Origin of the sequence: Sulfurovum lithotrophicum (genome assembly GCF_000987835.1) — a bacterium.
Lineage (GTDB): Bacteria > Campylobacterota > Campylobacteria > Campylobacterales > Sulfurovaceae > Sulfurovum > Sulfurovum lithotrophicum.
The window spans coordinates 469,764-492,530 of record NZ_CP011308.1 but is presented as its reverse complement, the minus strand read 5'-3'; the positions used below and the strand labels follow the sequence as shown (position 1 = coordinate 492,530).

Sequence of the window (22,767 nt, the reverse complement as noted above, 5' to 3'; positions counted from 1 at the left end):
GGATGATGGGAAACAATATCCTGATCCATATCGGTTATCCGAAAGCTGCGAGTACCACCCTGCAGAAACACCTGTTCCACAAACATTCACAACTATTCAATCTGGGATTGTACCCGGGGACGAATATAGGTATCGATACAGAAGAAGCACATGAAGCTTCCCTGTATGAGAAAGATCCGTATCTCCGTACATTCTATGACAACCTCATACAGATGGACAGCATAGAGTATGATTACAATGACACTACGGTACTCTATAGCAAAAGCGTACGTCCCTATATAACGGATCAGGAACGGGTACGGGACAGAAAGATCGTTTTGAGCAACGAACGATTTGCCTCGGTATTTTACGCCCATAAGGACAATGGTGTGAAAGCACAACGTCTTCATGCCTTCTTTCCGGAGGCAAAGATCATCATCATTCTCAGAAACCAGATCGAATGGCTCAGGTCGCAGTACAGAGACAGACCTTTCGACCCCAGATGCTTTGACACATCCATACCGATGGAATTTGACAAATGGGTCAAAATGATCTATTGGGATCAAAGTATCAAACAGATATCCATGCTGGAATACGACAAGATTATTCGCTACTATCAGAAGCTATTCGGTAAGGACAGGGTCGGCGTCTTTTTATTTGAAGACCTGGTGTTCGAAAAAAGAAAATTTGCCGATGATATCTCTTCATTCATGGGAATTTCTGCTAACGAGACATACAACCTTCTTAAAGAAGCACATGAGAATAAAGGGGTGTCAAACAGATTCAATACCTACAGGACACTGAAAGAAAAATATATATCAAAGTCATTTCTACACAAGTTGGACCACAGCAGAATAAATCGTACTATCGAACGGTTCTTAAAAGAAAAAGGAGACAAAGAATTGACAATGACAGAGGAAATCAGGACAAGACTCACTCAAAAGTTTTCCAAAGGAAACCTCTTTTTAAAAGAGACACTTGCTCTTCCTGTAGATAAATACAACTACCCGGGCAGTACAGACAAGGCGACATCATGAAGATAGGATTGTTCCTGGAAAACCGGAAGATCAGAAATATAGACCTGTCAAGGCCGGAGGAAGGGAACCCGGGAATAGGCGGGACCGAATATATGTTCGTCAGTATGCCCTACTACTTCAAAAAACTTATTTCGGATGATACTGAATTCGTCTATTATACACTGAATGAGACTCAGCTCGATGGCAAATTCTCTACTGTGCGATGTGATGACTGCTATGATGCTTATGTAAAATGCAGTCAAAGCGACTGCGATATCTTTATATGGCGGCCTGTTGAGAATAAAGAGAATTGGTATCTCATCCACAATATAGATAAATTCAAACTGCCTGCAATAGCATGGGTCCACAATACCTTGTCGGAAAAGATGCTGAACACTCTGGCGGAAAAAACGAATATAAAACGATATGTGACTGTAAGTCAGGAGCAGCTTGACATTTTGCGTCACCATCCGATCATCAATAAAGCATGTACCATTTACAATGGTTTTGACCCAGATACCGTGGAAACCAGGCCCATCACAGAAAAAGATCCGAATATGGTAGTCTATGTCGGCAGTATGATCAAGGCAAAAGGTTTTGGACTTTTGGCAAGAGCCTGGAAAAAAATTTTATTGCAGCATCCCTCTGCACAGCTTTATGTCATAGGCAGCGGAAAACTTTACAACCGTGATCAGCAGCTGGGTCCGTGGAATGTGGCTGATGAAGCATTCGAAAGTCAGGAGATCAGACCTTTCCTCTCGGATGAAAAGGGCGGCATACTGCCCTCCGTACATTTTCTGGGTGTGCTCGGAAAAGAAAAAAATGAATATCTGGCCAAAGCACAGGTCGGTGTTGTGAATCCGAGCGCACTGACGGAGAACTGTCCCGGAAGTGCTCTGGAATTCCAGGCTTCGAACACACCGGTGGTCTCACGGTGTGACTGGGGACTTCTGGATACGGTGATCAACAACAAAACAGGTCGCCTTGGAACGACAGAAGATGCACTTGTGGACAATATACTTTTTTTCCTGAAAAACCCACAAGAGGCATACCGGTATGGCAAAGCCGGCAGGGAGTTTGTCAGCAGGAAGTTTGATTATGAAACGATCGTCACACAATGGAAAACACTTTTTGAAGAAGTAATAGACGGCAAACAGGCAGTGATACCTCTGATTGAAGAAAATATATTTTTCAGGAGAAAATGGCTCAGAGAACTGATACGGCTCAGCAGAAGGGAACTGCATAAAGACAAGATCGTCAAACCTTTTGACGAAGAATCGGACATCCTGAAACTCATAGCCGTGCAGCAGTCTTTATCGCAGTTTGTCCAAGCCATGTCACCAGAGAACCAGGATACGTACGAAAAATATCTCGGTAACCATTCCAAGATAGGCGAAGAAAACAAATTCCTGCTTGAAAAACTGCAGGAAAAGAATGAGTTATTAACAAAAAAACAAAAAGAAATCGATAAGAGGGACCTGCAACTATCCCAGATATTGAATTCAAAAAAATATAAACTTGCCAAATTACTGGCCTATCCGTTTACACTCATCAAAAGGATCGTGCAATGACAGTCACTGTCGTAACCGTTGTGTATAACTGCGAAGATACTATAGAAGAAACGATCAAAAGCGTTCTGTCCCAAACGTATCCTCATATAGAGTACATCATCATCGACGGTGCATCAAAAGACAACACACTAGATATCATCAACAAGTATGAAGACCAGATCGATGTCATAGTGAGTGAAAAAGACAAGGGGATCTATGATGCTATGAACAAAGCCATACAGATGGCAACAGGTGAGTGGATCAATTTCATGAATGCCGGGGACAGCTTTGCCTCCGATGATGTATTGTCAAAAATATTTGAAGGGCACGACGTTTCGGACTATGATTTCATTTACGGTGAACATTACTGGAAAGATAGCGACACAAAGCATCTTGTCAAGACCAGACCTCTGGAACTGATGTGGCAAAAGATATGTTTTTCCCATCAAAGTCTGTTTTCCAGAACTAACCTCATGAAAGACAAACCCTATGATCTGGCCTATAAGATAGTATGTGATTATGAAAACTACTTTTCACGGTATATGGAAGGCAAAAAGTTTCTCAAAGTCGATTTTCCCATAGCGGTATTTCTTGCCGGCGGCTTCTCGGATATCAATTTCATGGGAAGAACGAAGGAACGATACAAAGTGGTATCGCAATACCATAACAGTTTCAAAGTAAAAAAATATTATCTGAATACAATAGTACAATACTATTTGAATAAAATAAAAAAGCGGATAAAATGACAAACAATCCCCCATTATCGGTCATTGTGCCCAATTACAACAATAGCAGATACATAGATGAGTGTATCGGCAGTGTCTTGGCGCAGACCTACAAGAACATTGAAATCATTATCATCGATGATGCTTCCACCGACGGTTCACAGGAGATTTTAAAAAAGTATGAGGCAGAATACCCTTTCATCAAAGTCATTTTCAACGAAAAGAACCAGGGAGTGACCAGGAACAGGGATACCGCGATCCGGCTCGCTTCCGGAGACTACATTACGACGCTTGACAGTGACGACTACTATATGGATGCGCGTAAACTCGAAAAAGAGATGACCATCCTCAAAAAGTATCGCAACGAAGGTCGTTCCAACATCATTGCTTTTTCAGATATTGTTCTGGTCGATAAAGAGGGCGAACGGCTATTCCCTAATGCAAAGAACACTGTAAAAGAGGGAAATATCTTTAAAAATATCTTTGCGAGGGACTGTATGGTACCCAGAGATTTCATATTTACAAAACAGCAGTATTTCGATACAGGTGGATTTGATATCGACATCCCGATATATGAGGACTGGGACTTGAAACTGAGACTGGCAAAGCATAATGCATTCTATTTTACCGGTGTGGAAGGGATAGGCTACAGAAGGCATGGAGAAGGCCTGTCCGCTGCAAACAACAACAAACATGTCAAATGGCTCAAATACATTTATAAAAAGAATTCCGGGCTCATCGACAAAGAGGATAAAGCCTATATAGACAAAGCGTTGGATAGATTCATGCAGAAAGCCTTTGCCGGCAGTATAAAAACAAAATTAAAAGATAAAATAAAAACTTTGATAGGAAGAAAATAATGGAAAATAGAAAGACTGTATTTTTACACAGCATGTTTAGAGCCGGAAGTACCTATATATTCAACAAATTCAGGTCCTATGATGCGTTTTATACCTATTACGAACCGTTGCACCATGACCTGGTGCGACTGAAAAAAGAATCACTGGATATATGGAACTATGATAAAAAAGCTACGGATGTCATGAACCATCCGGAGTTGGGGAAGCCGCATTTCTATGAATTCCATACGGCATTCGGTCCCGGCAGTGAATGCCTGCCGTTCTACGATACTGATTTTGCGTACAAAGAGTTTTTCAAGGTCCAAAAATCCGATGTACTGAAACACTATATTGACAACCTCATTGACACAACACCTAAAGAGAAGATACCGGTACTGCAGTTCAACAGAACTTCCATGAGAATAGACTGGTTCAAACAGCATTATGCCGACAGTTTGAACCTTTTTCTTCTCAGGAACCCCAGGGACCAGTTCGAGTCGTATTATCAAAGAGGAAAAGCTGGGAAAAACGTATTTCTCACAATCAATCTCTATATCGTTCTGCTGGACCCAAAAGTGTCTGACCTACTCCTCGATAAAAGAGTGGATTTTAACAGCAGTGATAATGTCGGTGCCGACTTGAGTGTCTGCATGGACCTGTCCAAAAACTTTACGATCAAAGAGCACTATAAATTCTTCTACTATATCTGGGTCTCTTCGTTTCAGCTTGCGAACGATCATGCCAACCTGATAGTGGATATGGACAAACTGAATTACGACCAGGCATATCTGGAAGAGGTCAAAACAAAAATTCATGACTATACTTTGGTCGACATGGATTTCAACGACTATAAAATAAAAAACAATACACAATTGTCCATTGCGCCCAAAAGCATGCACAAGATCGAGAACAGTGTCAACGATATAGCAGACCTCAATGATGATTTCAAAGAAAATCTTCTCGGCTATCTCAGTCAGCTGAACGACAATACTGCCGTTGAACCTTTACCATTCTTACAAAAATTATTTGGATATTTCAAAAAGCGTTAAAGAATAAAAATAAAATTACGGGTTTTGGAATGAATGGAAAAGAAAGTTATCTTCAAGCTTGCAAAAACTCAAATTATCCTATAATAATGTTATTGGTTTTTTATAAAAAAACAGAACGATCTATCAAACAAAAGGCTGTATTATTCTTTTCAATAGTTTTCCGTTTTTATTTTTGGTGATAGTAACACTCGTACTTTATTACAATAAGTTCCTTCGGAAATACCAAATATATATTTTGATCATATCGAGTTTTGTTTTCTATACCTACGGTCAGCCTATTCTGTCCCTCCTTCTTCTCAGTTCAGCCTCCATCAATGCTGTGGCAAGTTATTTTGTATATTTTGAAAACAATAAAAGAAGAAAAAAACAGTATGCATTTCTGGGGGTTGCTTTCAACCTGGCTGTCCTATCGTTCTTCAAATACAGTCCTCTGTTCGGACGGGCACTTGAACACTTCCGGTCACTCGACGGCATAGGCGACTTCCTTGTTTCCATTCCTCTGCCTGTAGGTATCTCATTCTATACCTTTCAGGGTATCAGTCTGGTTGTAGACCTGTACCGCTCCAACCATCAAAGCGAATGTCCTTTGTTCAAGGTAGACAGAAATTTTATCCGTCACTATATCCATACCATCTTTTTCATCTCTTTCTTCCCACAACTGGTTGCCGGGCCTATCGTCAAGGCATATGAGTTCTATCCTCAGATCAAAACCAAATACCTTGAAGAGATAAATTTTGAATCTGCTTTCAAGATATTGATCATCGGCTATTTTTTGAAAATGGTCATTGCTGACAACCTTAAAGACCAGACATTCTGGATGATGTTCCCCTACTTCCAGGTACATTCATCCTATACTCTTATGACCATGCTGTTCGGATACTCGATACAGATATTCACCGACTTCGCAGGATACAGCCTGATCGCTATCGGTGTGGCGAAACTCTATGGGTATGATCTTCCCAAAAACTTCAACTTCCCCTATATATCCAAAAGTTTTTCCGAGTTCTGGACCCGATGGCATATTACGCTGTCCACATGGTTGAAAGAATACCTCTATATCCCTCTGGGAGGAAATAGACGTGGCAGGGTCCGGACCTATATTAACCTCTTCATTGTCATGCTTCTGGGTGGTTTGTGGCATGGCGCCGCATGGAGCTACATGTTCTGGGGTGCCTACCACGGTATCCTTCTTGCAGGAGAGCGGTTCATTCTTCAACGCTACGGAATACCAAACAACAGATACCTCGATATAGTGAGGATATTGATGGTCTTTATACTGGTTACACTGGGATGGCTGCTGTTCAAACTGCCTGAATTCCCACAGGTCATACTTTATTGTAATGCGATGATACATAACTTCAACTACCCGGTCAATCAAACGATCATTACCTATGTGGCACTTTACACTTTCCCTGTCGCACTGTACTATGTGAACTATCTGCTTCGGACAAGAACAGGGAAAAATTATCTTGATACAAGCATTGTCTATGCGATCATGCTTTTAAACATTTTTATCAATAGCGGGAGCAGCGGTGAATTTATTTATTTCCAATTTTAAAAAGATCTCCGGGATATTCTGGAGTTTTTTGGCAATGTTCCTACTCTATAACATCTATATAGCCGTATGTACGCCAAAGATCACTCATTATCAGAACCAGTGGCAAAGGAACACCGCTGTTGCACAGGAGTTTATTTACAGCCCAAAAGCAGAAAATATCATTGTAGGTTCCTCATTGAGCGCCCGGCTCAATCCGACACTGCTGCCACCAACCTTTTTCAATCTCTCTTTTTCCGGAGGAAGTGTACTGACCGGACTTGAGATCATCAAAAAAACAGGCTATATACCCAAACGTCTCTATGTTGAAACAAACCTTATTTTTCGATTTAAAAGTACAAAAATGATCAACACGCTTTTTTATCCTGTCTGGTGGAGGGTCAAGGCATACCTTCCTGCACTTCAGGAAAAATACCAGCCTCTCAATGTACTGTTGTCCAAATCTTTTTGTTCCAAACAGAACAGCCAGACTCCTGCCAGGCCAAAAGGTCCAAAACGCTACAGGGATTCAAAAAGAGATATCAACATACAGCGTTTCAACCTTATGATGAAGCAGCGGAAAGCAGCATATGCCAAGCCTTTGAATACCAGAAATCTGAAAGCGGTGAAAAGACTGATACATTATTTTGAAAAGCAAGGAACTCAGATCGTATTTTTCGAAATGCCAATAGATCCAGAATTGGCGAACACGCCCCAGGCACAGAAGCGCAGGGCGATCATCAAAAGTATTTTCAAGGACCCATGGCTTCCATTACCGGATTATACACAGTATGTGACTGCAGATGGTCACCACTTGACCCATAAAAGCGCCTATAACTATACAAAGGATTTTCTCAATGCAATTCAAAATCTCTATTTGGACAAGTAAAAAATCTACTGGTCAGAAAACATGAGAGCAAAGGAGCACATTATTCAAAAAGAAACCGTCGATGAAGATCATCATTCCCAGTTACCTCTTATTACTGTCGTGACCGTCGTTTTCAATACTGTGAACGGTATTGAAAATACGATCCGAAGTGTCATTGATCAGGACTATGAACATATTGAGTACATTGTCATTGACGGTGGTTCAATGGACGGCACTGTAGAGGTCATTCAAAAATATGATCATAACATCGACTACTGGGTCAGTGAAAAGGACAACGGCATATACGATGCGATGAACAAAGCCATCAAACTGGCAAAGGGAAAGTGGATCAACTTCATGAATGCCGAGGACACCTTTGCCGACAGTCATGTTCTCTCCAACATTTTTAAAAAGCATGATTTTACGGATAATACACTCATCTTTGGCGACAGCATAGATGTCTACCCAGGTTTTGAAAAATATTCCAAGGTTTCCTATGATCCCACTGCACTCTGGAAAGGGATGCAGTTCTCGCATCAAAGCACCTTTTCTCCGGTTTCCTACCATAAAAAATACCTTTTTGACCGTAGCTACAGGATCGCTTCCGATTTTCATTTTATCTATCATGCCTATCTGAACGGTCTCATATTCAAATACATACCCATGCCCATCGCCAGAATATATATCGGCGGTGTCTCCTACACGGATAGAATGCGGGTCATTGACGAATACAGGAAAGTCAGTACGGAAGAAACAAGCGATAGAGAGAAACTCTATTTTAAAATGCAGAAAACAAAGATCTTTGTCAAAAACATTATCAAAAAGTATCTTGGTATGTACGTAACACATCTGTTCATAAAGCATAAATAATGAAAAAAGACACATTGCAGCATACTCATACGATAGATACACCAGTCATACATATCACAGAAGATTTCTCAAAAATGAGCGGAGGATTACGCACGGTCATCAGTGACCTGAACGGACATTTACGGCAACATTCCGTAGAAAGCAGTATTGTTACGACCCTGTCTGAAAAAGACGACAATGTAATACTCTATCCCAGGGACTGGCCCAAAGGGCTCTGGGATCATGCCGGTGAACTGGAAAGCTATTTAAAAAAACATACAGATGCGATATTCCATATCCACGGCATCTGGATGTATCCCCAATACATTGCATCCAAGATCGCACAACAGGAAAACGTACCCTCCGTTCTCTCTCCCCATGGTATGCTGCAACCTTGGCTCTGGGAACAGGGAACCCTCAAAAAAAGGATCTACTTTGAAATACTGGTCAAAAAATATTTTCAACAGAGCACAGTTATCCACGCCATTACACCCAATGAAAAAGAGAACCTCTTTCAGGAATTCCCTCACCAAAACATTGAAGTGATCCCTAACTCCATCTCTTACAAAGAGATAGAATCATATAATATACAAAAAGAAGAGAAAGAGAAATATATTCTATTCCTGGGCAGACTGCACAAAGTAAAAGGGATTGACCTGCTTATCAAAGCCTTTGCCCAGTTAAACGCAAAAGAAATGAAGCTGAAGATCGCCGGTCCGATCAATGAGTATAAAGAGACGCTTGACGGCCTGATAAAAGCATTGGGAGTGGAAGCGAAAGTTGAATTTCTGGGTCTGGTCTCCAAAAGGGAGAAATATCAGCTCTATAAAAATGCCTGGGTATTCGTTCTCCCCTCTTATTCTGAAGTGATAGGTATGGTTAACCTGGAAGCGGGTATACTTGAAACACCAGTTATCACAACCCATCAGACAGGGATCTATCCTGAATGGCAGGAGAACGGCGGTATGCTGATCGATCCGAATATAGAGGCATTGAAAAAGAGCCTTCAGGAAGCGGTATCCTGGTCAGAATCGGAACGAAATGAAAGAGGGAGAAAACTCAAAGCGTTCATCATTGAACACTACAGCTGGGAGAACAATGTATACAAATGGAAAGAACTATATGAAGGTGTAGCATCATGCAGACATTGAAAGACTTCACGTTACCGAAAAACTTCAGAGGACGGTCCGGTATCACGGTACAATTATGGTGGTTCACCCAGACACTTCTCTTCCGCCCCTCCCCGCAGATATTTTACGGCTGGAGACGCTTTCTGCTCCGTATGTTCGGCGCAAAAATAGGGAAAAACGTCATTATACGTCCGAATGTCACGATCACCTACCCATGGAAGGTCAGTATAGGAGATGACAGCTGGATCGGTGACAATGTGGAACTGTACAGCCTTGGCCCCATAGAGATAGGAAAGAATGTCGTCATATCGCAAAGATCCTATCTGTGCGCTGCATCACACCGATATGACAGAGAAAATTTTCCCATCTTCAGTCAAAAGATCATCATAAAAGATGAATGCTGGCTTGCAACAGATGTCTATGTCGCTCCGGGAATCACTGTCGGCAGAGGAACGGTGGTCGGTGCAAGAAGCAGTGTATTCAAGGATCTTCCTGCCGCAAAGGTATGTGTCGGGTCACCCGCATTGCCTATAAAGGACAGGACTGTTGGATAAACACATTACTGTCATAGGTATCAATTTCTATCCTGAAGAGAGTGCGACAGGACTCTACAGTACGCAAATGGCCGAGTACCTTTCCCAAACATATCAGGTAGATGTCATCACCGGATTCCCCTATTATCCTGAGTGGGAAATAGCGGAAGAGTATCGGAAGAAACCTGTTTTTATGACGGAGAAAAAAAATAGTATAACCATACACAGATACAGACAATATGTACCGAAGAACCCTACCTTCAAGACGCGTACCCTTCATCTCCTTGATTTTACCTTGGGAAGTATACGCAATCTGTTCAGGGTCAAACAAAGTGATCTGGTGATCTGCATCGTTCCTTTCACGAGTTCTATCCTGCTGGGTCTGCTCCTTGCAAAACTTCGCGGTGCAAAGGTATGGGTACACATACAGGATTTCGAATTTGATGCGGCCATCGAATCCGGTCTGGCCGGTGAAGAGAAAGGTTTCAAAACAAAGATCTTCAATCTACTCTTCCAGCTGGAAAAGACACTTCTGGATAAAGCAAATATCGTTAGTACGATCAGTCATGCCATGATCGAAAAGCTAAAAAGCAAAACCCGTACCAAAAACTATTTTTTCCCGAATTGGGTTGATGAAACATTCATAGATCCGATGAAGGCTGGGCAACATGCCCTTTTGAGATCAGCAAAATTCAAAATACTGTACAGCGGTAGCATCGGAGCAAAACAGGATTGGGATTTTTTCATACGGATCGCTGAATATTTTACAGAGAATGACAATATAGAGTTCATTGTTGTAGGTGCCGGCGCAAAGAAAGAATGGTTGGTACAGAACACTAAAAAACTAAAGAACGTACGGCATGCATCTCCTGTGGCATACAATATTCTTCCAGACCTTCTGTGCAGCGCAGACCTGCATATATTGTTTCAGAAAAACAATGTTCTCGATACGGTCATGCCTTCGAAACTGCTCGGTATGATGGCCAGTGCAAAGCCGTCACTTGTAACCGGCAACACGGCTTCGGAAGTAGCCAGGGTTTTTGAAAGATCCAAAGGAGGATACTTTTACGACAGTAACGATTTTGATCATGCGGTAAAGACCATAGAACATCTTTCTTCAGATAAAAGCAGCTGTGCAGAGACAGGCCAAAATGCACGGGATTATGTTATACAGTACTACTCTGCTACCAAAGTCCTCACTGCTTTTGGAGAGAAGGTCAAAGAAATGATCCGGGACTAGCAAGGGAAATGGTATGCTTGCCCAATCTAAAAAAATATTTTTTTTGCTACAATAACTTTTGAAATATGGAGGGTAGCGTGTGAAAGAACTTTATAGTAAAATCATTCTATTATTGCTTGACCTGCTCGCGATATTTATTTCAATAGTGATAGGCTATGAGATACGTTATTTTCTGGGTGCTTCCTTTGAACATCAATTCGGCCATACACTTTCACTCTATCTTTCATTGTGGATGATCTATGTTTTTCCCATAGGTTTGATGTTCAATGAGGGCATCTATACCAGACGATATGATTTTTGGCATGAAAGCCGGCTTGTGCTTAAAGCACTTTTCATGTCACTGATTCTCATTCTTGCCATTCTTGCGATGACCAAAACGATCAATGAATATTCACGCGCCACTATCATATTCATTTTCCTGTCCATCTCTTTTTTCATACCTCTCTTCAAGAACATCGGAAAGAAATATCTCTACAAAATAGGTCTATGGCAACGTAAAGTCAAAATTTACAGTCATGATACATTCCTATCGGAGGAGATAAAAACCAATCATTACCTGGGGTACATTGAAGTACACAAGGAAGAGCCCAAGACCGTTTTTATCAATTCGACAGAGCTGGGTATAGATGCTACACAGGCTATCTTGCATAAAGAAGTCAAAAAACACCATGAAGTTATATTCATTCCTTTGATCAACGAATATAATCTGACCCATTCATTCATCTATGAACTTTCCAATACCCGCACCAATCTCATCGTCTTTCAGAACCGTCTGAAAAGCCCACTCAGAACAGAATTCAAAAACATATCTGATTTCATGCTCTCACTCTTGATGTTTCCTTTTCTGATCCCGGTCATGCTTGCAGTCGCTTACAAAATTAAACGTGAAAACCCTGATGAAAAAATATTTTTCAAGCAGAAACGCCTGGGAAAGCACGGGAAACCCTTCAACTGCTATAAATTCCAAACTATGTATGAGAACAGTGACGCAATGCTCGAAACGTATCTGAAAGAGCACCCTGAAGAGATAGACTATTATCAAAAATACCATAAGTATGAACATGACCCCCGTGTTACGAAGGTCGGGCACTTCCTTCGCCGTACTTCTCTGGACGAACTGCCGCAGATCTTCAATGTATTCAGAGGTGACATGAGCTTCATAGGTCCCCGTCCCTATATGCTTGACGAAAAAGAGATCATAGGCGAAGAGATCGAAACTATACTTTCTGTAAAACCGGGCATCACAGGCCTATGGCAGGTCAGTGGCAGGTCGGATGTGGATTTTCAGACACGTGTGGAATTGGATGTCTGGTATATAAGGAACTGGAACCTGTGGATGGACCTTGTCATCCTTATCAAGACCATCAAAACCGTTCTCGTTCGGGAAGGGGCAAGCTGAATCATATGAAAGCACTCTTTCTGGACCGTGACGGGGTCATCAATGTGGACCATGGCTATGTACACAAGATAGAAGATTTCAAATTCGTCGAGGGAATCTTCGATCTCGTCAGGTTTTTTTCCGATGCGGGGTATCAGATCTTTGTGGTGACCAACCAGTCCGGGATCGGCCGGGGATATTATGGTGAAAGGGACTTTCAGAAAGTGACAAGCTGGATGAAAGAGAAGTTTGAACAGCAGGGTATTCACATAGAAGAGGTAAAGCACTGCCCCCATGCACCGGAAGAAAACTGCTGCTGCAGAAAACCGGAAACAGGTATGATAGAAGCAATAATGGCAACCTACGATATCGACCTGTCCCGTTCCTGGATGATCGGCGACAAACAGAGCGACATCGATCTTGCGGGAAATGCCGGTATCGGCCACAGCATTGCAATCGGCAATAAGAAGATCGAGAAGGCGGACTATTTTTTTCCTGCAATAGCAGAGTGCAAACGCTTTTTAGAGGAAAATCCGGCTATAATAACTGCATGAAATACAATGATATAGACTTTAACGGCAAAACCATACTTATTACCGGCGGTGCCGGTTTCATCGGCTCGAACCTGGCATTCTACTTTCAGGAGAACTTTCCCCAAAGCAGCATTGTCGTCTTTGACAAATTCAGAAGCGAAGAGAAGTTTTCCAACGGCAACCTGAAAAGCTTCGGACACTACAAGAACCTGATAGGCTTTCATGGCGACGTGATCTGCGGCGACCTCAATTCCAAGGAAGACATCAAGGCACTTGAAGCCTACGACTTTGACTACATATTCCATGAAGCCGCCATCTCCGATACACGTGTGTATGATCAGGAGATCATCATGCAGACCAATGTCAACTCTTTTTATGACATACTGGAAATGGCCAGACGCATGAACGCCGTTCTGGTCTATGCCTCTTCGGCCGCGACTTACGGCTCCCTGCCCTCCCCACAGACTGTAGGCAAAGAACATCCCGAGAACCCTTATGGTTTCAGTAAATATGCCATGGACCAGATAGCCTACCGATATATGAATATCTACCCCGATATGACCATCGTGGGACTGAAGTACTTCAATGTCTACGGCGCAAGAGAATTCTTCAAGGACAAAACCGCTTCGACGGTCATTCAGTTCGGCCACCAAATACTCTCGGGCAAAGCACCGAGACTCTTTGAAGGAAGCGATAAAATCGTCCGTGACTTCGTCTATATCAAAGATGTGATACAGGCGAACATCAAAGCCTGCGCACCTAAAAAGAACGGTGTCTACAATGTGGGAACTTCCAAACCGAGAAGTTTTCAGGATATTGCCGACATCCTCCAGAAAGAACTGGGTACTGACTACGGTACCGAATACTTCCCCAACCCCTTCACCGGATACCAGATGCATACACAGGCGGATATCAGTACCTCAAAAGAGTATCTCGGGTATACACCGGAGTGGGAACTCGAAGCGGGGATCAAAGAGTATATAGACGAAATCAAAACTCTCTACAAGACAGAAGTGGCACATGGATAAGATACGGGCCAAAAAAGCGAAGATCGCCGTAGTGGGTGATCTGATGATCGACCACTATATCTGGGGAGAGTGTGAACGCATTTCCCCTGAAGCACCGGTACAGGTACTGGAAGTTTCCAAAGAGAGCAATGTACTCGGTGGGGCGGGAAATGTCATCAACAACCTTACTGCGCTGGATGCGGAAGTTTCTGTCTATACAGTACTGGGGGAAGATGCCAATGCCGCACTTGCAGAAAGGCTTCTTAGAGAGGCGGGTGCAAACTGTGATGCCGTCATTCGTCAGGAGAAACGTGTAACGACCAGAAAGAGCCGCGTAATCGCTTCCAACCAGCAGATCATACGTTTTGATGATGAAAGCCGGGAAGATATCTCTTTGGGCTCACAGTATGCGTTGCTCACAGACCTTCAGAAGAACATCTTCTCCTGTGATGCAGTACTGCTCTCCGATTATGGCAAAGGTGTGCTCACTCCAACGCTTACACGGGACATCATCTCTCTGGCCAAAGCACATGACAAACCGGTATTGGTAGATCCCAAAGGGACTGACTACGGCAAATACGAAGGTGCCACGCTTCTGACACCGAACAAAAAAGAGGCATCCCTGGCCACAGGCATTGAGCTTTCTGATCAGGATACGCTCAGAGAAGCCGGTTTCAAACTCAAGAACGAACTCTCACTTACTTACGGTATCATCACGCTGAGCGAAGAAGGGATCGCCATATTCAATGACGGGATGCACATCATCCCCACGGTTGCAAGAGAAGTCTATGATGTCACAGGTGCAGGAGATACAGTACTGGCCTCACTGGGCATTGCCATGGCAAGCGGGCTTGATATTACCGAAGCCTGTGAATTTGCCAACAAGGCGGCCGCTATCGTTGTGGCAAAGGTCGGTTCGGCTACGGCAACGCTCAACGAGATAGAAGAGTATGAACACTCCCTCAACAAAGGACAGGCGGAAAGCAAGATCAAGGATTTCACACAGATAAAACGAATAGCCAAGCGCCTGAGAGCACAGGGGAGGAAGATCATCTTTACCAACGGCTGTTTTGATATCCTTCACCGCGGACATGCAAGCTACCTTCAACAGGCCAAGGCATTGGGAGATTTCCTTATCGTTGGCCTCAACTCCGATGAGAGTATTACCAGACTAAAGGGCGAGTCAAGGCCTATCAACGACCTTGAGGACAGAGCCTTTCTTCTGGCTGCTCTTGAAAGTGTCGACTATGTCGTACCCTTTACGGAAGACACCCCTTACGAACTGATCAAACGCGTTATGCCTGACGTACTTGTCAAAGGTGCGGATTATGAAGGTAAAGAGGTGGTCGGCAGCGATATTGCCAAAGAAGTGAAGCTCATCAGCTTCGTTGAGGGGAAAAGTACCTCATCGATCATCGGGAAGATCTCCGGAAACAGTTGCTGAAAGGTTATTCTTCACCCTTATTTGCCAATCTCCTGAACGCTTCCGAACGGGAAAGAAGTTCACTGTAACTCCCCCTATCTATGATCCTGCCCTCTTCAAAAAGCAGGATCGTATCGGCATTCTCCACAGTGCTGAGCCTGTGTGCCACAATGAAGGTGACCATTTCATTTTTGATCCCTTCAAGCGCTTTTTGAATGGCTTTTTCACTCTTGTTGTCCAGTGCAGAGGTTGCCTCGTCAAGTATGAGGATCTCCGGTGATTTGTAAAGTGCCCTTGCCAGAGCGATACGCTGTCTCTGCCCGCCGCTCAGGTTGACACCAAATTCGTCCAGGGAGGTATATATCCCCTCGTCCATCTCTTTCACAAATTCCCATGCCTGTGCTTTTTTCAATGCAGCAATGACCTGTTCTTCATCAGCCTCGCTTCCATAGGCCACATTGGCAAGCACTGTGTCCTGAAAGATATAGATACGCTGTGTCACATAGGCGATCTTCCGATGCAGGGAATCAAGCGTGTACTCGGCAATATTGAGATCATTGATCTTCAGTTCCCCCAAAGTCGGTTCATAGAAACGTACCAGAAGATTGACAAAGCTGCTTTTCCCCGCTCCACTGTCCCCTACCAATGCATATACTTTTCCTTTCCGGGCTTCAAGGCTAATCCCCTCAAGTGCTTTTTTACCGCCATAGTCCAGTGAAACGTTTTCAAAGATGACTTTTTCAACATATTGCAGTTCTTTGTTCCCCGAAACGATCGTCGGGGCACTTTCAAACAATTCGCTCATCCGCTCCGTCGCCGCTACTGCATCCTGAATACGATTGTGAATATTGGAGAGTACCTTTATGGGATCATAGAGCATGAAGAGTGCCGTTACAAAAGCAAAAAAAGTACCTACGGTGATCTCATCATGAATGACCTGAAGTGCACCGACATAAATGGCGACAGCAATGGCTACAGAACCGAAAACCTCTAAAGAGGGGCCCACCAGTGCATTGACCCTCATCTGCTTGATGGCCAGCTGGAAGAAATTCATATTCTCTTTGGAGAAGCGCTCATACTCGTACTCCTGGGAAGAACTTGATTTGATCACTTCGATATTATTGAATATCTCGGTCAGGCGTGATGTCAGGTCGGAATTGCTCTCCTGGGAACGTTTGGAATATTTTTTCATTTTACGCGCCAGAATCTGAAGCGGCAGAAGTGCCAGCGGCATAATCACCAGAAAATAAAATGCCAGCTTCGGACTCTGGTAGATCACATAGGCTGTCAGTGTGACGATCAGCATGGCTTTGACCATCAGTGTCGGAATCATGGAAGAGACAACGGACTGGATACGATTGATGTCATTGGTGACACGGCTCAACAGTTCCCCGCTTCGCATTTTGTTGAGATAGTCGATATCCTGATACATCAAATGGAGAGCTAATCTGTCACGCAGTTTCCGGACGATGTCATCTCCGATATAGACCGTATAGTAGGTCTGCACAAAACGTCCGGTAGACTTCAGCATAAAGACCCCAACGATGGCAAAGGGGATCAATTTCAGCATCTCCTGGTCCTTGTTGATGAAAATATCATCCAGTACAGGTTTAAGAAGGTGTGCCGAGAGTGTCGTACCCACTGCCACGGCGATCATACCGAGAATAGCAAAGATGAATTCTCTTTTATAATCAAGCATATAGGGCAGAAAATATTTAATGAGTTGTTTCATTGTATGTTAAATTCTTTTTTAGGTTAATTATACAGAAGTATTCCATTATCCCGGATTATGTGAAACTTTGCTACCATAATGTTCAAGGAGTGCCCATGAAAGAGATGATACAGGCCGAATTCGAAGCACACAGAAAAACGATTGAAAAAACGATTGACATACTGATCCCTTCTGTAGAAAAGGCTTCGCGTATGCTTGTGGATACACTGAGGAACGGTCACAAGGTCCTTTTATGCGGAAACGGCGGTTCGGCTGCCGATGCCCAGCATATCGCAGCAGAACTGACGGGACGGTACAAAAGCGAGCGCAGAGGTCTTCCCGGTATTGCCTTGACTACAGACACTTCGGCACTCACTGCAATCTCCAATGATTACGGATATGACCGTGTCTTCGACCGGCAGGTCGAGGCATTGGCAAACAAAGGAGACCTGCTCATCGGTATTTCGACCAGTGGGAATTCCAAAAATGTTCTCTCCGCTTTCAAGGTGGCTAAAACACTTGGCTGCGACTGTCTGGGTCTGTCGGGGAGAGACGGCGGAGAAATGAATGAAGTATGCGACATTAACATTGTAGTACCCTCTAACGATACTCCCCGCATACAGGAGATGCACATACTCATAGGGCATACACTCTGTCAGGCAGTAGATAACGAATTAAGTTAACTGCTTAACTGCCTTTAGCACATCTTCCGCTTTTATGAACTTCATACACTCATGATGTTTCAAAGGACAGGTCCGCTTCATACACGGCGCACATGCCATCTCTTTTTTAACAATGATCCCTTTGGGGTTTTTCCATTGGCTGGTCTCTTTATCTTTCGTGGGGCCGAACAATGCTACAGTAGATACCTGGAATGCTGCTGCTACATGCATCGGACCGCTGTCTCCGGTAATAAAAAGATCCAGCTGCGATATTCGGTCTATCAGTTCCGGAATAGTTGTTTTTCCGGCAAGGTTCATATAATTCTGGACACCGGATTTTCTCAATTCTTCTTCTATATCTACTGCGATATCTGTTTCATTCGGGCCACCAAAGATCACAATATCATACCTGTCGGAAAGCACAATGGCTACCTCGGCAAACTTTTCAGGGTACCAGCGCTTGGCACTTCCATACGTTGCACCGGGGTTGATACCCAATGTTTTTCTATCACTTTTTTTCGATAACACTTTCCGTTGATATATCTTCAATGTACCCGGTGTGGTTTGTAAACCCAGACAGCTGTTGATAAGATCGTTGTAACGCAGCACCTGATGCTTTTCGATATGTTTATCTTTGCGATAGATGCATTTTTGGGATGCATCAAGAAACCAGAAGAGGAACTTCGTACTGAAACTGCTTCTGAACGATATGGCGATGTCAATCTTGCCTATCTCCCTGGCCTGTTTGTAAAGGTTTAGATACCTGTTCCCCTCGCTTCGGCTTTTGTCCACAACGATCTCTTTGACATTGGGGTGATCCAGGAACAGCTGAGTGGAGAGAAAGGAACCGAAAATAATAAGCTCACATTCCGGATAGTGCCTGACAATATTTTCAATAGCAGGTGTAGCCATCACTGCATCACCGAGCCAGGTAGGGAGTTCAATGAATATTTTCATACCAGTCCCTTAGCACACCACTTTTCTTTTAATACAATCGTATCCTCCAGTATCTGATCATTCAGCGGTAGAGATACACGAGTATTTTCACGATGATACAGGTGATATGCAATTGCATTAAACCTCACATCCTTTCTTTCAATACCTGCATTCATCAGTCTTGCAGCGAACTCACTGTCTTCTCTCCCCCATCCTATAAATGCTTCATTAAAACCGTTTACCTTATAGGCATCCTCTTTATAGAGGGAAAAATTGCATGTCTTGATCCCTTTGAGAGTACTTCGCCTTTGTGAGAATATTTTCGATAATATATTCGAATGAATTGCATTTTTACGATTTTGAAGTCCCTGTGAAAAAAAAGAAAAACGGTATACTTTATGCAGTAACACCTCTTGTGTTCTATGCTCTGTCAACAGTACTCTCGAGCCCTGAATAAAGGTATTGCTTTTCGCCTGTTTCAAATGGTCTTCCATGAATTTCGGATGAAGTATCATGTCTCCATCTATCAGGACAAGATAGTCACTGTTTGCCTGACGTATTGCCTTGTTTCTCACACTGGCTGCACGGAATCCTTCATCTTCCTGCCAGGCATGATAGACCGGTACGATACACTCTTTTGCAATACGCTGAATAAGCTCTGCGGTTCCGGGACCACTACCGTCATCTGCAATAACGATCTCATTGGGTACTATACTTTGTTCCATCACGCTTTTCAGCACAAGTTCCAGTGCCTGTGGCCAGTTATAGGTCGTAATGATCAGGGAAACAGTCATTTTCTATTTTTTTCCAATAATTTAATATATTTATAAAACACTCCATTCGCATTGGATACGGAAATAAGCAGCCCTTCATACCCATACAAAAAACCTTTTTGAAAAATATAATTTTTTATAAAAGAAAAGAGTGCCCTGCTGAATGCCTTGAATGTAGAGCTCTTTTTTTTCTTCTGATTCTCCTGGGCATATAAAGTGGAGTAGTGTTGCATTTTAGAGATCAGTTCTTCTGCATTATTAAAAGAGTAATGCTTCATGGGATAACGCAGTTTTTGTACCTCAATACCGTTCAATATAAGGCTTTCATGCACCTGTTTACTGTCAAACTGAACCTTTTCTCTGTTAAAAAGCCGCCGTACATAATCATTTTCCCAGCCGCAGCATCGGATCAAACGCCCGGCATAATAGTTATCCCGCTTGATCGCATAGACATTGTTTTCATTTAAAGGAAGTGAAGTGATCTCATCTATCAGTTCTTCTTCCAGCACTTCATCACTGTCAATAGAGAGTATCCAGTCATTTCTTGCAAACGATACGGCAAGCTGCTTCATCGGTCCGAATCCGATGAACTCATGTTCATGGACCCTTACATTTTTATATGTCTGTGCGATTTCAACAGTATTGTCTGAAGATCCGTTATCCAAAATAATAACTTCATCGAACAACTTTAAAGCATTCAAAACCTGCTCCAAATAAACAGATGAATTTTTCGTCAGCATTACTACACTGATTTTCTTATCCATTCAGACACCTCCCTGAAAATGACATGAGGATCGATCTGATAGAGACAATCGCTTCTACCGCCCTTATCGTCACAACCCGCCAGACCACAGGCAACACAGGGCATATCTGCCTGAAAAAGTGTTACATTTCCATATGTTTGAACCGGTTTGCTCTCTGCAGCATAACTCTGTGACTGATTGGACCACGGAGACCATATCTGCGGCAATGTAGGACCAAAGATGGCAAATATTCTTTTATTCTGCCCCGAAGCAATATGCATATTGAGTGTATCCATACCGATATAGGCCAGTGAAAGATCGCTTAATGCAATATATTCATCCAATGATGTATCACCCATAAAATCATAAATGTATTCCAGTTCAGGTAAAGAATTCTTGATCTGTACTTCCAGTGGGCTGTTTGCACCTGTTATGATCACAGGGATCTTTAACTGATTCAATAGTTTAAGCAGTCTGTTTCTTAATTCTTCGGGATAGACTTTGTACTCATGCTGTGCAGAGGGGTGGTATATTATAAATTTATCAATACCTTTCTCTTTGAGTTGTGCAGCTATTTTTTCTTTAGCTTCCTGTGTATAGTTCGTCCGCAGTTCAATATGCGACAGCTCTATACCAAGCGGCTTTAGTGGAGCAAGATTGTTCAACAGAATATGCCGATCATTCTTAAAAGTATAACTGTGCTTTAAAAATATTTTTTTCCACCAAGATTTTTTATGTTCCGCTTCCCTTGCGCTGACAGCATATGGACTGGCAGTAGCGGCATAAAGAATGCTTCTGTCGTTTGCAGTCAAATTAATACTTAGGTCATATTTTCTATAAAGTGTTCTGAAAAGATCAAATTCATTTTTTATACGGGAGAATAACGGCAGTTCACGCCATTTATAGCTATAAGTATATACCTGATGGATATACCTGATCGTTTTAGCTATTCCCAAAGTATCGTCATTGACCAGCAGATCTATTTGTGGTGCCTCATAATGCTTGTAAAGTGCATCGATCAATGGAGAGGAAAGAAGTACATCTCCATTATAGCGACGGATAATGACAAGTATTCTATTCACTTTTTTCATTGAAAGGCCTATACAGGAATGCACTGAACAATACAAAAAGGTTTGTTGTATGATGTCCCAATAAATAGGAATCACTTAGCATGATCACCATGAAAAAAAGCGGAAGAAAAATACCTATTTTCTTGCGCAAATCATTCATTTCACGTTGTGCAAACCTGATCTGTGAATAAAAAATATATAGCAAAATAAAAAGGCCCACTAATCCGAACTGGGCCATTTCCAGTAAATACATATTATGTGGTTGTTTTGTGCTTGCAATGTTAGGAGTTTTTTCCATATTTATCTCTTCATAACGTTTTTTAAAATCCCCGGTCCCCACCCCTATAAGCGGGTCCTCTTTGATCATTTCAAGCGTATTGATCGCAAAATTAATTCGCAAACCTACACTGCTATTCGTATCAGAATCAAAATTTTCTATCTGGCTGACCGCCAGCTTAATTCTATCCTGAAAGATCTGACTGCCAAAATAGGCTGTAAGAGAAACACCTCCGACTACCAAGAAAGAAACCAAAAGGGCTTTGAAAAAATTTTTATCGAAATATTGAAAAAAAAGTATGATAACGGCAACAAGATAGCCGACCTGTCCTGCCCTCCCTCCCGTAATGAACATATTGATGCTCATCGTCACAATAAATAATCCAAGTACAGCTTTCTCTTTGATATTTAATGTTTTGTCAAACAGAATAAAATACCCCATCAAATAGATAGCAACTGCCAGGAGGGGATTATAGGAAGTATGATGAATAAAAGGTGTAGGATCATATACGCTTGCATGAAAAATGGGGGGAATAACTTTGAACCAGATCAGATAGGAGATAATCTCAGATAGCGTCATAGCAAGCAAAAAGGCAGAAACATAGTAACGGATATGTTCTTTTTTGACCAGACTCATAATTATAGGGGCAAAAAGGAACATCCATTCCTTTTTGATCATATGCAGTCCCCAGGAGAAATCTTCCGTCCAAAGCAACCCTACGATATGAAGCAGGAAAAAAAGTAAAAATGCCTGTAATACTTTAGAGTCTTTGATCAATTGCCACGTCTGTTTATAATTTCCCTTCAAAAGCCAGAAAAGTAAGATGAATGCTGCAAATATATTATTGATCGCTACGGAAATTGGTAAAGTAAAAGCATACAAGATCACTAACCATGATCCAAGTTGTTCACTTTTCAATTTTGGCAATATGTTCATCATAGC

Annotated in this window: 22 protein-coding genes; 16 read left to right on the top strand and 6 right to left on the bottom strand. The window is 42.5% G+C overall.

Annotation, left to right across the window (positions count from 1 at the left end; translation table 11 throughout):
• The first annotated feature begins 2 nt into the window (after positions 1 to 2).
• From YH65_RS02345 to rfaE1, 15 genes are all read left to right on the top strand, one after another.
• The gene (locus YH65_RS02345; RefSeq protein WP_046550460.1) at positions 3 to 1,016 is read left to right on the top strand and encodes a sulfotransferase; all 1,014 of its coding nucleotides are present in this window, start codon (positions 3 to 5) and stop codon (positions 1,014 to 1,016) included.
• The gene (locus YH65_RS02340) at positions 1,013 to 2,566 is read left to right on the top strand and encodes a glycosyltransferase family 4 protein (protein WP_052746066.1); all 1,554 of its coding nucleotides are present in this window, start codon (positions 1,013 to 1,015) and stop codon (positions 2,564 to 2,566) included. Before YH65_RS02345 ends, YH65_RS02340 begins: the two co-directional genes overlap by 4 nt.
• On the top strand, positions 2,563 to 3,291 hold the full coding sequence (locus YH65_RS02335) for a glycosyltransferase family 2 protein (protein WP_046550459.1): 729 nt from the start codon (positions 2,563 to 2,565) through the stop codon (positions 3,289 to 3,291). Before YH65_RS02340 ends, YH65_RS02335 begins: the two co-directional genes overlap by 4 nt.
• On the top strand, positions 3,288 to 4,130 hold the full coding sequence (locus YH65_RS11180; RefSeq protein WP_052746065.1) for a glycosyltransferase family 2 protein: 843 nt from the start codon (positions 3,288 to 3,290) through the stop codon (positions 4,128 to 4,130). Before YH65_RS02335 ends, YH65_RS11180 begins: the two co-directional genes overlap by 4 nt.
• Positions 4,130 to 5,158 carry a hypothetical protein gene (locus YH65_RS02325; protein ID WP_046550458.1) on the top strand — a complete coding sequence of 343 codons (1,029 nt, stop codon included), beginning with the start codon at positions 4,130 to 4,132 and terminating at the stop codon, positions 5,156 to 5,158. Before YH65_RS11180 ends, YH65_RS02325 begins: the two co-directional genes overlap by 1 nt.
• Before the next feature lie 235 nt (positions 5,159 to 5,393).
• The gene (locus YH65_RS02320) at positions 5,394 to 6,716 is read left to right on the top strand and encodes an MBOAT family O-acyltransferase (protein ID WP_223156731.1); all 1,323 of its coding nucleotides are present in this window, start codon (positions 5,394 to 5,396) and stop codon (positions 6,714 to 6,716) included.
• Positions 6,691 to 7,581, top strand: a complete 891-nt coding sequence (locus YH65_RS02315; RefSeq protein WP_046550456.1) for a hypothetical protein — start codon at positions 6,691 to 6,693, stop codon at positions 7,579 to 7,581. The genes YH65_RS02320 and YH65_RS02315 overlap by 26 nt, the downstream gene beginning before the upstream one ends.
• Positions 7,582 to 7,602: 21 nt before the next feature.
• Positions 7,603 to 8,430: a glycosyltransferase family 2 protein gene (locus YH65_RS02310; RefSeq protein ID WP_046550455.1), complete on the top strand. Its 828-nt coding sequence runs from the start codon at positions 7,603 to 7,605 to the stop codon at positions 8,428 to 8,430.
• Complete coding sequence (locus tag YH65_RS02305; protein WP_046550454.1) at positions 8,430 to 9,560, top strand: glycosyltransferase; 1,131 nt, start codon at positions 8,430 to 8,432, stop codon at positions 9,558 to 9,560. Before YH65_RS02310 ends, YH65_RS02305 begins: the two co-directional genes overlap by 1 nt.
• On the top strand, positions 9,548 to 10,093 hold the full coding sequence (locus YH65_RS02300) for a putative colanic acid biosynthesis acetyltransferase (protein WP_046550453.1): 546 nt from the start codon (positions 9,548 to 9,550) through the stop codon (positions 10,091 to 10,093). The genes YH65_RS02305 and YH65_RS02300 overlap by 13 nt, the downstream gene beginning before the upstream one ends.
• Positions 10,086 to 11,312 (top strand): WcaI family glycosyltransferase, encoded by a 1,227-nt coding sequence (locus YH65_RS02295; RefSeq protein ID WP_046550452.1) that lies wholly within the window; start codon positions 10,086 to 10,088, stop codon positions 11,310 to 11,312. Before YH65_RS02300 ends, YH65_RS02295 begins: the two co-directional genes overlap by 8 nt.
• A gap of 79 nt (positions 11,313 to 11,391) precedes the next feature.
• Positions 11,392 to 12,711 carry a sugar transferase gene (locus YH65_RS02290; RefSeq protein WP_046550451.1) on the top strand — a complete coding sequence of 440 codons (1,320 nt, stop codon included), beginning with the start codon at positions 11,392 to 11,394 and terminating at the stop codon, positions 12,709 to 12,711.
• 5 nt (positions 12,712 to 12,716) lie between these two features.
• On the top strand, positions 12,717 to 13,244 hold the full coding sequence (gmhB, locus tag YH65_RS02285) for a D-glycero-beta-D-manno-heptose 1,7-bisphosphate 7-phosphatase (protein ID WP_046550450.1): 528 nt from the start codon (positions 12,717 to 12,719) through the stop codon (positions 13,242 to 13,244).
• Positions 13,241 to 14,251, top strand: coding sequence for an ADP-glyceromanno-heptose 6-epimerase (gene rfaD / locus YH65_RS02280; protein ID WP_046550449.1), 1,011 nt, complete (start codon positions 13,241 to 13,243; stop codon positions 14,249 to 14,251). The genes gmhB and rfaD overlap by 4 nt, the downstream gene beginning before the upstream one ends.
• Positions 14,244 to 15,674, top strand: a complete 1,431-nt coding sequence (rfaE1, locus tag YH65_RS02275) for a D-glycero-beta-D-manno-heptose-7-phosphate kinase (protein ID WP_046550448.1) — start codon at positions 14,244 to 14,246, stop codon at positions 15,672 to 15,674. Before rfaD ends, rfaE1 begins: the two co-directional genes overlap by 8 nt.
• A gap of 4 nt (positions 15,675 to 15,678) precedes the next feature.
• On the opposite strand, the gene YH65_RS02270 is transcribed toward rfaE1, so the two are convergent.
• Positions 15,679 to 17,385 (bottom strand): ABC transporter ATP-binding protein, encoded by a 1,707-nt coding sequence (locus tag YH65_RS02270; protein ID WP_046550447.1) that lies wholly within the window; start codon positions 17,383 to 17,385, stop codon positions 15,679 to 15,681.
• 95 nt (positions 17,386 to 17,480) lie between these two features.
• Here YH65_RS02270 and gmhA point away from each other — a divergent pair, with 95 nt between their 5' ends.
• Positions 17,481 to 18,047, top strand: a complete 567-nt coding sequence (gmhA, locus tag YH65_RS02265; protein WP_046550446.1) for a D-sedoheptulose 7-phosphate isomerase — start codon at positions 17,481 to 17,483, stop codon at positions 18,045 to 18,047.
• On the opposite strand, the gene waaF is transcribed toward gmhA, so the two are convergent.
• The 5 genes from waaF to YH65_RS02240 are packed head-to-tail and all read right to left on the bottom strand — an operon-like array spanning position 18,039 to position 22,761.
• Positions 18,039 to 18,983 (bottom strand): lipopolysaccharide heptosyltransferase II, encoded by a 945-nt coding sequence (gene waaF / locus YH65_RS02260; protein WP_046550445.1) that lies wholly within the window; start codon positions 18,981 to 18,983, stop codon positions 18,039 to 18,041. The two genes, gmhA and waaF, sit on opposite strands and share 9 nt — an antisense overlap.
• Entirely contained in the window at positions 18,980 to 19,756 is a 777-nt protein-coding gene (locus YH65_RS11580) for a glycosyltransferase family 2 protein (protein ID WP_046550444.1), read from the bottom strand. Before YH65_RS11580 ends, waaF begins: the two co-directional genes overlap by 4 nt.
• Positions 19,753 to 20,499, bottom strand: coding sequence for a glycosyltransferase family 2 protein (locus YH65_RS11575; RefSeq protein ID WP_046551978.1), 747 nt, complete (start codon positions 20,497 to 20,499; stop codon positions 19,753 to 19,755). Before YH65_RS11575 ends, YH65_RS11580 begins: the two co-directional genes overlap by 4 nt.
• Positions 20,478 to 21,569: a glycosyltransferase family 9 protein gene (locus tag YH65_RS02245; protein WP_046550443.1), complete on the bottom strand. Its 1,092-nt coding sequence runs from the start codon at positions 21,567 to 21,569 to the stop codon at positions 20,478 to 20,480. Before YH65_RS02245 ends, YH65_RS11575 begins: the two co-directional genes overlap by 22 nt.
• Positions 21,553 to 22,761, bottom strand: coding sequence for an O-antigen ligase family protein (locus YH65_RS02240; RefSeq protein WP_046551977.1), 1,209 nt, complete (start codon positions 22,759 to 22,761; stop codon positions 21,553 to 21,555). The genes YH65_RS02245 and YH65_RS02240 overlap by 17 nt, the downstream gene beginning before the upstream one ends.
• Positions 22,762 to 22,767: the final 6 nt, after the last annotated feature.

Bases quoted from the DNA above. Each gene is read 5' to 3' on its own strand.
- YH65_RS02345 (WP_046550460.1), top strand. From the start codon at position 3: ATGATGGGAAACAATATCCTGATCCATATCGGTTATCCGAAAGCTGCG.
- YH65_RS02340 (WP_052746066.1), top strand. From the start codon at position 1,013: ATGAAGATAGGATTGTTCCTGGAAAACCGGAAGATCAGAAATATAGAC.
- YH65_RS02335 (WP_046550459.1), top strand. From the start codon at position 2,563: ATGACAGTCACTGTCGTAACCGTTGTGTATAACTGCGAAGATACTATA.
- YH65_RS11180 (WP_052746065.1), top strand. From the start codon at position 3,288: ATGACAAACAATCCCCCATTATCGGTCATTGTGCCCAATTACAACAAT.
- YH65_RS02325 (WP_046550458.1), top strand. From the start codon at position 4,130: ATGGAAAATAGAAAGACTGTATTTTTACACAGCATGTTTAGAGCCGGA.
- YH65_RS02310 (WP_046550455.1), top strand. From the start codon at position 7,603: ATGAGAGCAAAGGAGCACATTATTCAAAAAGAAACCGTCGATGAAGAT.
- YH65_RS02305 (WP_046550454.1), top strand. From the start codon at position 8,430: ATGAAAAAAGACACATTGCAGCATACTCATACGATAGATACACCAGTC.
- YH65_RS02300 (WP_046550453.1), top strand. From the start codon at position 9,548: ATGCAGACATTGAAAGACTTCACGTTACCGAAAAACTTCAGAGGACGG.
- gmhB (WP_046550450.1), top strand. From the start codon at position 12,717: ATGAAAGCACTCTTTCTGGACCGTGACGGGGTCATCAATGTGGACCAT.
- rfaD (WP_046550449.1), top strand. From the start codon at position 13,241: ATGAAATACAATGATATAGACTTTAACGGCAAAACCATACTTATTACC.
- rfaE1 (WP_046550448.1), top strand. From the start codon at position 14,244: ATGGATAAGATACGGGCCAAAAAAGCGAAGATCGCCGTAGTGGGTGAT.
- YH65_RS02270 (WP_046550447.1), bottom strand. From the start codon at position 17,385: ATGAAACAACTCATTAAATATTTTCTGCCCTATATGCTTGATTATAAA.
- gmhA (WP_046550446.1), top strand. From the start codon at position 17,481: ATGAAAGAGATGATACAGGCCGAATTCGAAGCACACAGAAAAACGATT.
- waaF (WP_046550445.1), bottom strand. From the start codon at position 18,983: ATGAAAATATTCATTGAACTCCCTACCTGGCTCGGTGATGCAGTGATG.
- YH65_RS11580 (WP_046550444.1), bottom strand. From the start codon at position 19,756: ATGACTGTTTCCCTGATCATTACGACCTATAACTGGCCACAGGCACTG.
- YH65_RS11575 (WP_046551978.1), bottom strand. From the start codon at position 20,499: ATGGATAAGAAAATCAGTGTAGTAATGCTGACGAAAAATTCATCTGTT.
- YH65_RS02245 (WP_046550443.1), bottom strand. From the start codon at position 21,569: ATGAAAAAAGTGAATAGAATACTTGTCATTATCCGTCGCTATAATGGA.
- YH65_RS02240 (WP_046551977.1), bottom strand. From the start codon at position 22,761: ATGAACATATTGCCAAAATTGAAAAGTGAACAACTTGGATCATGGTTA.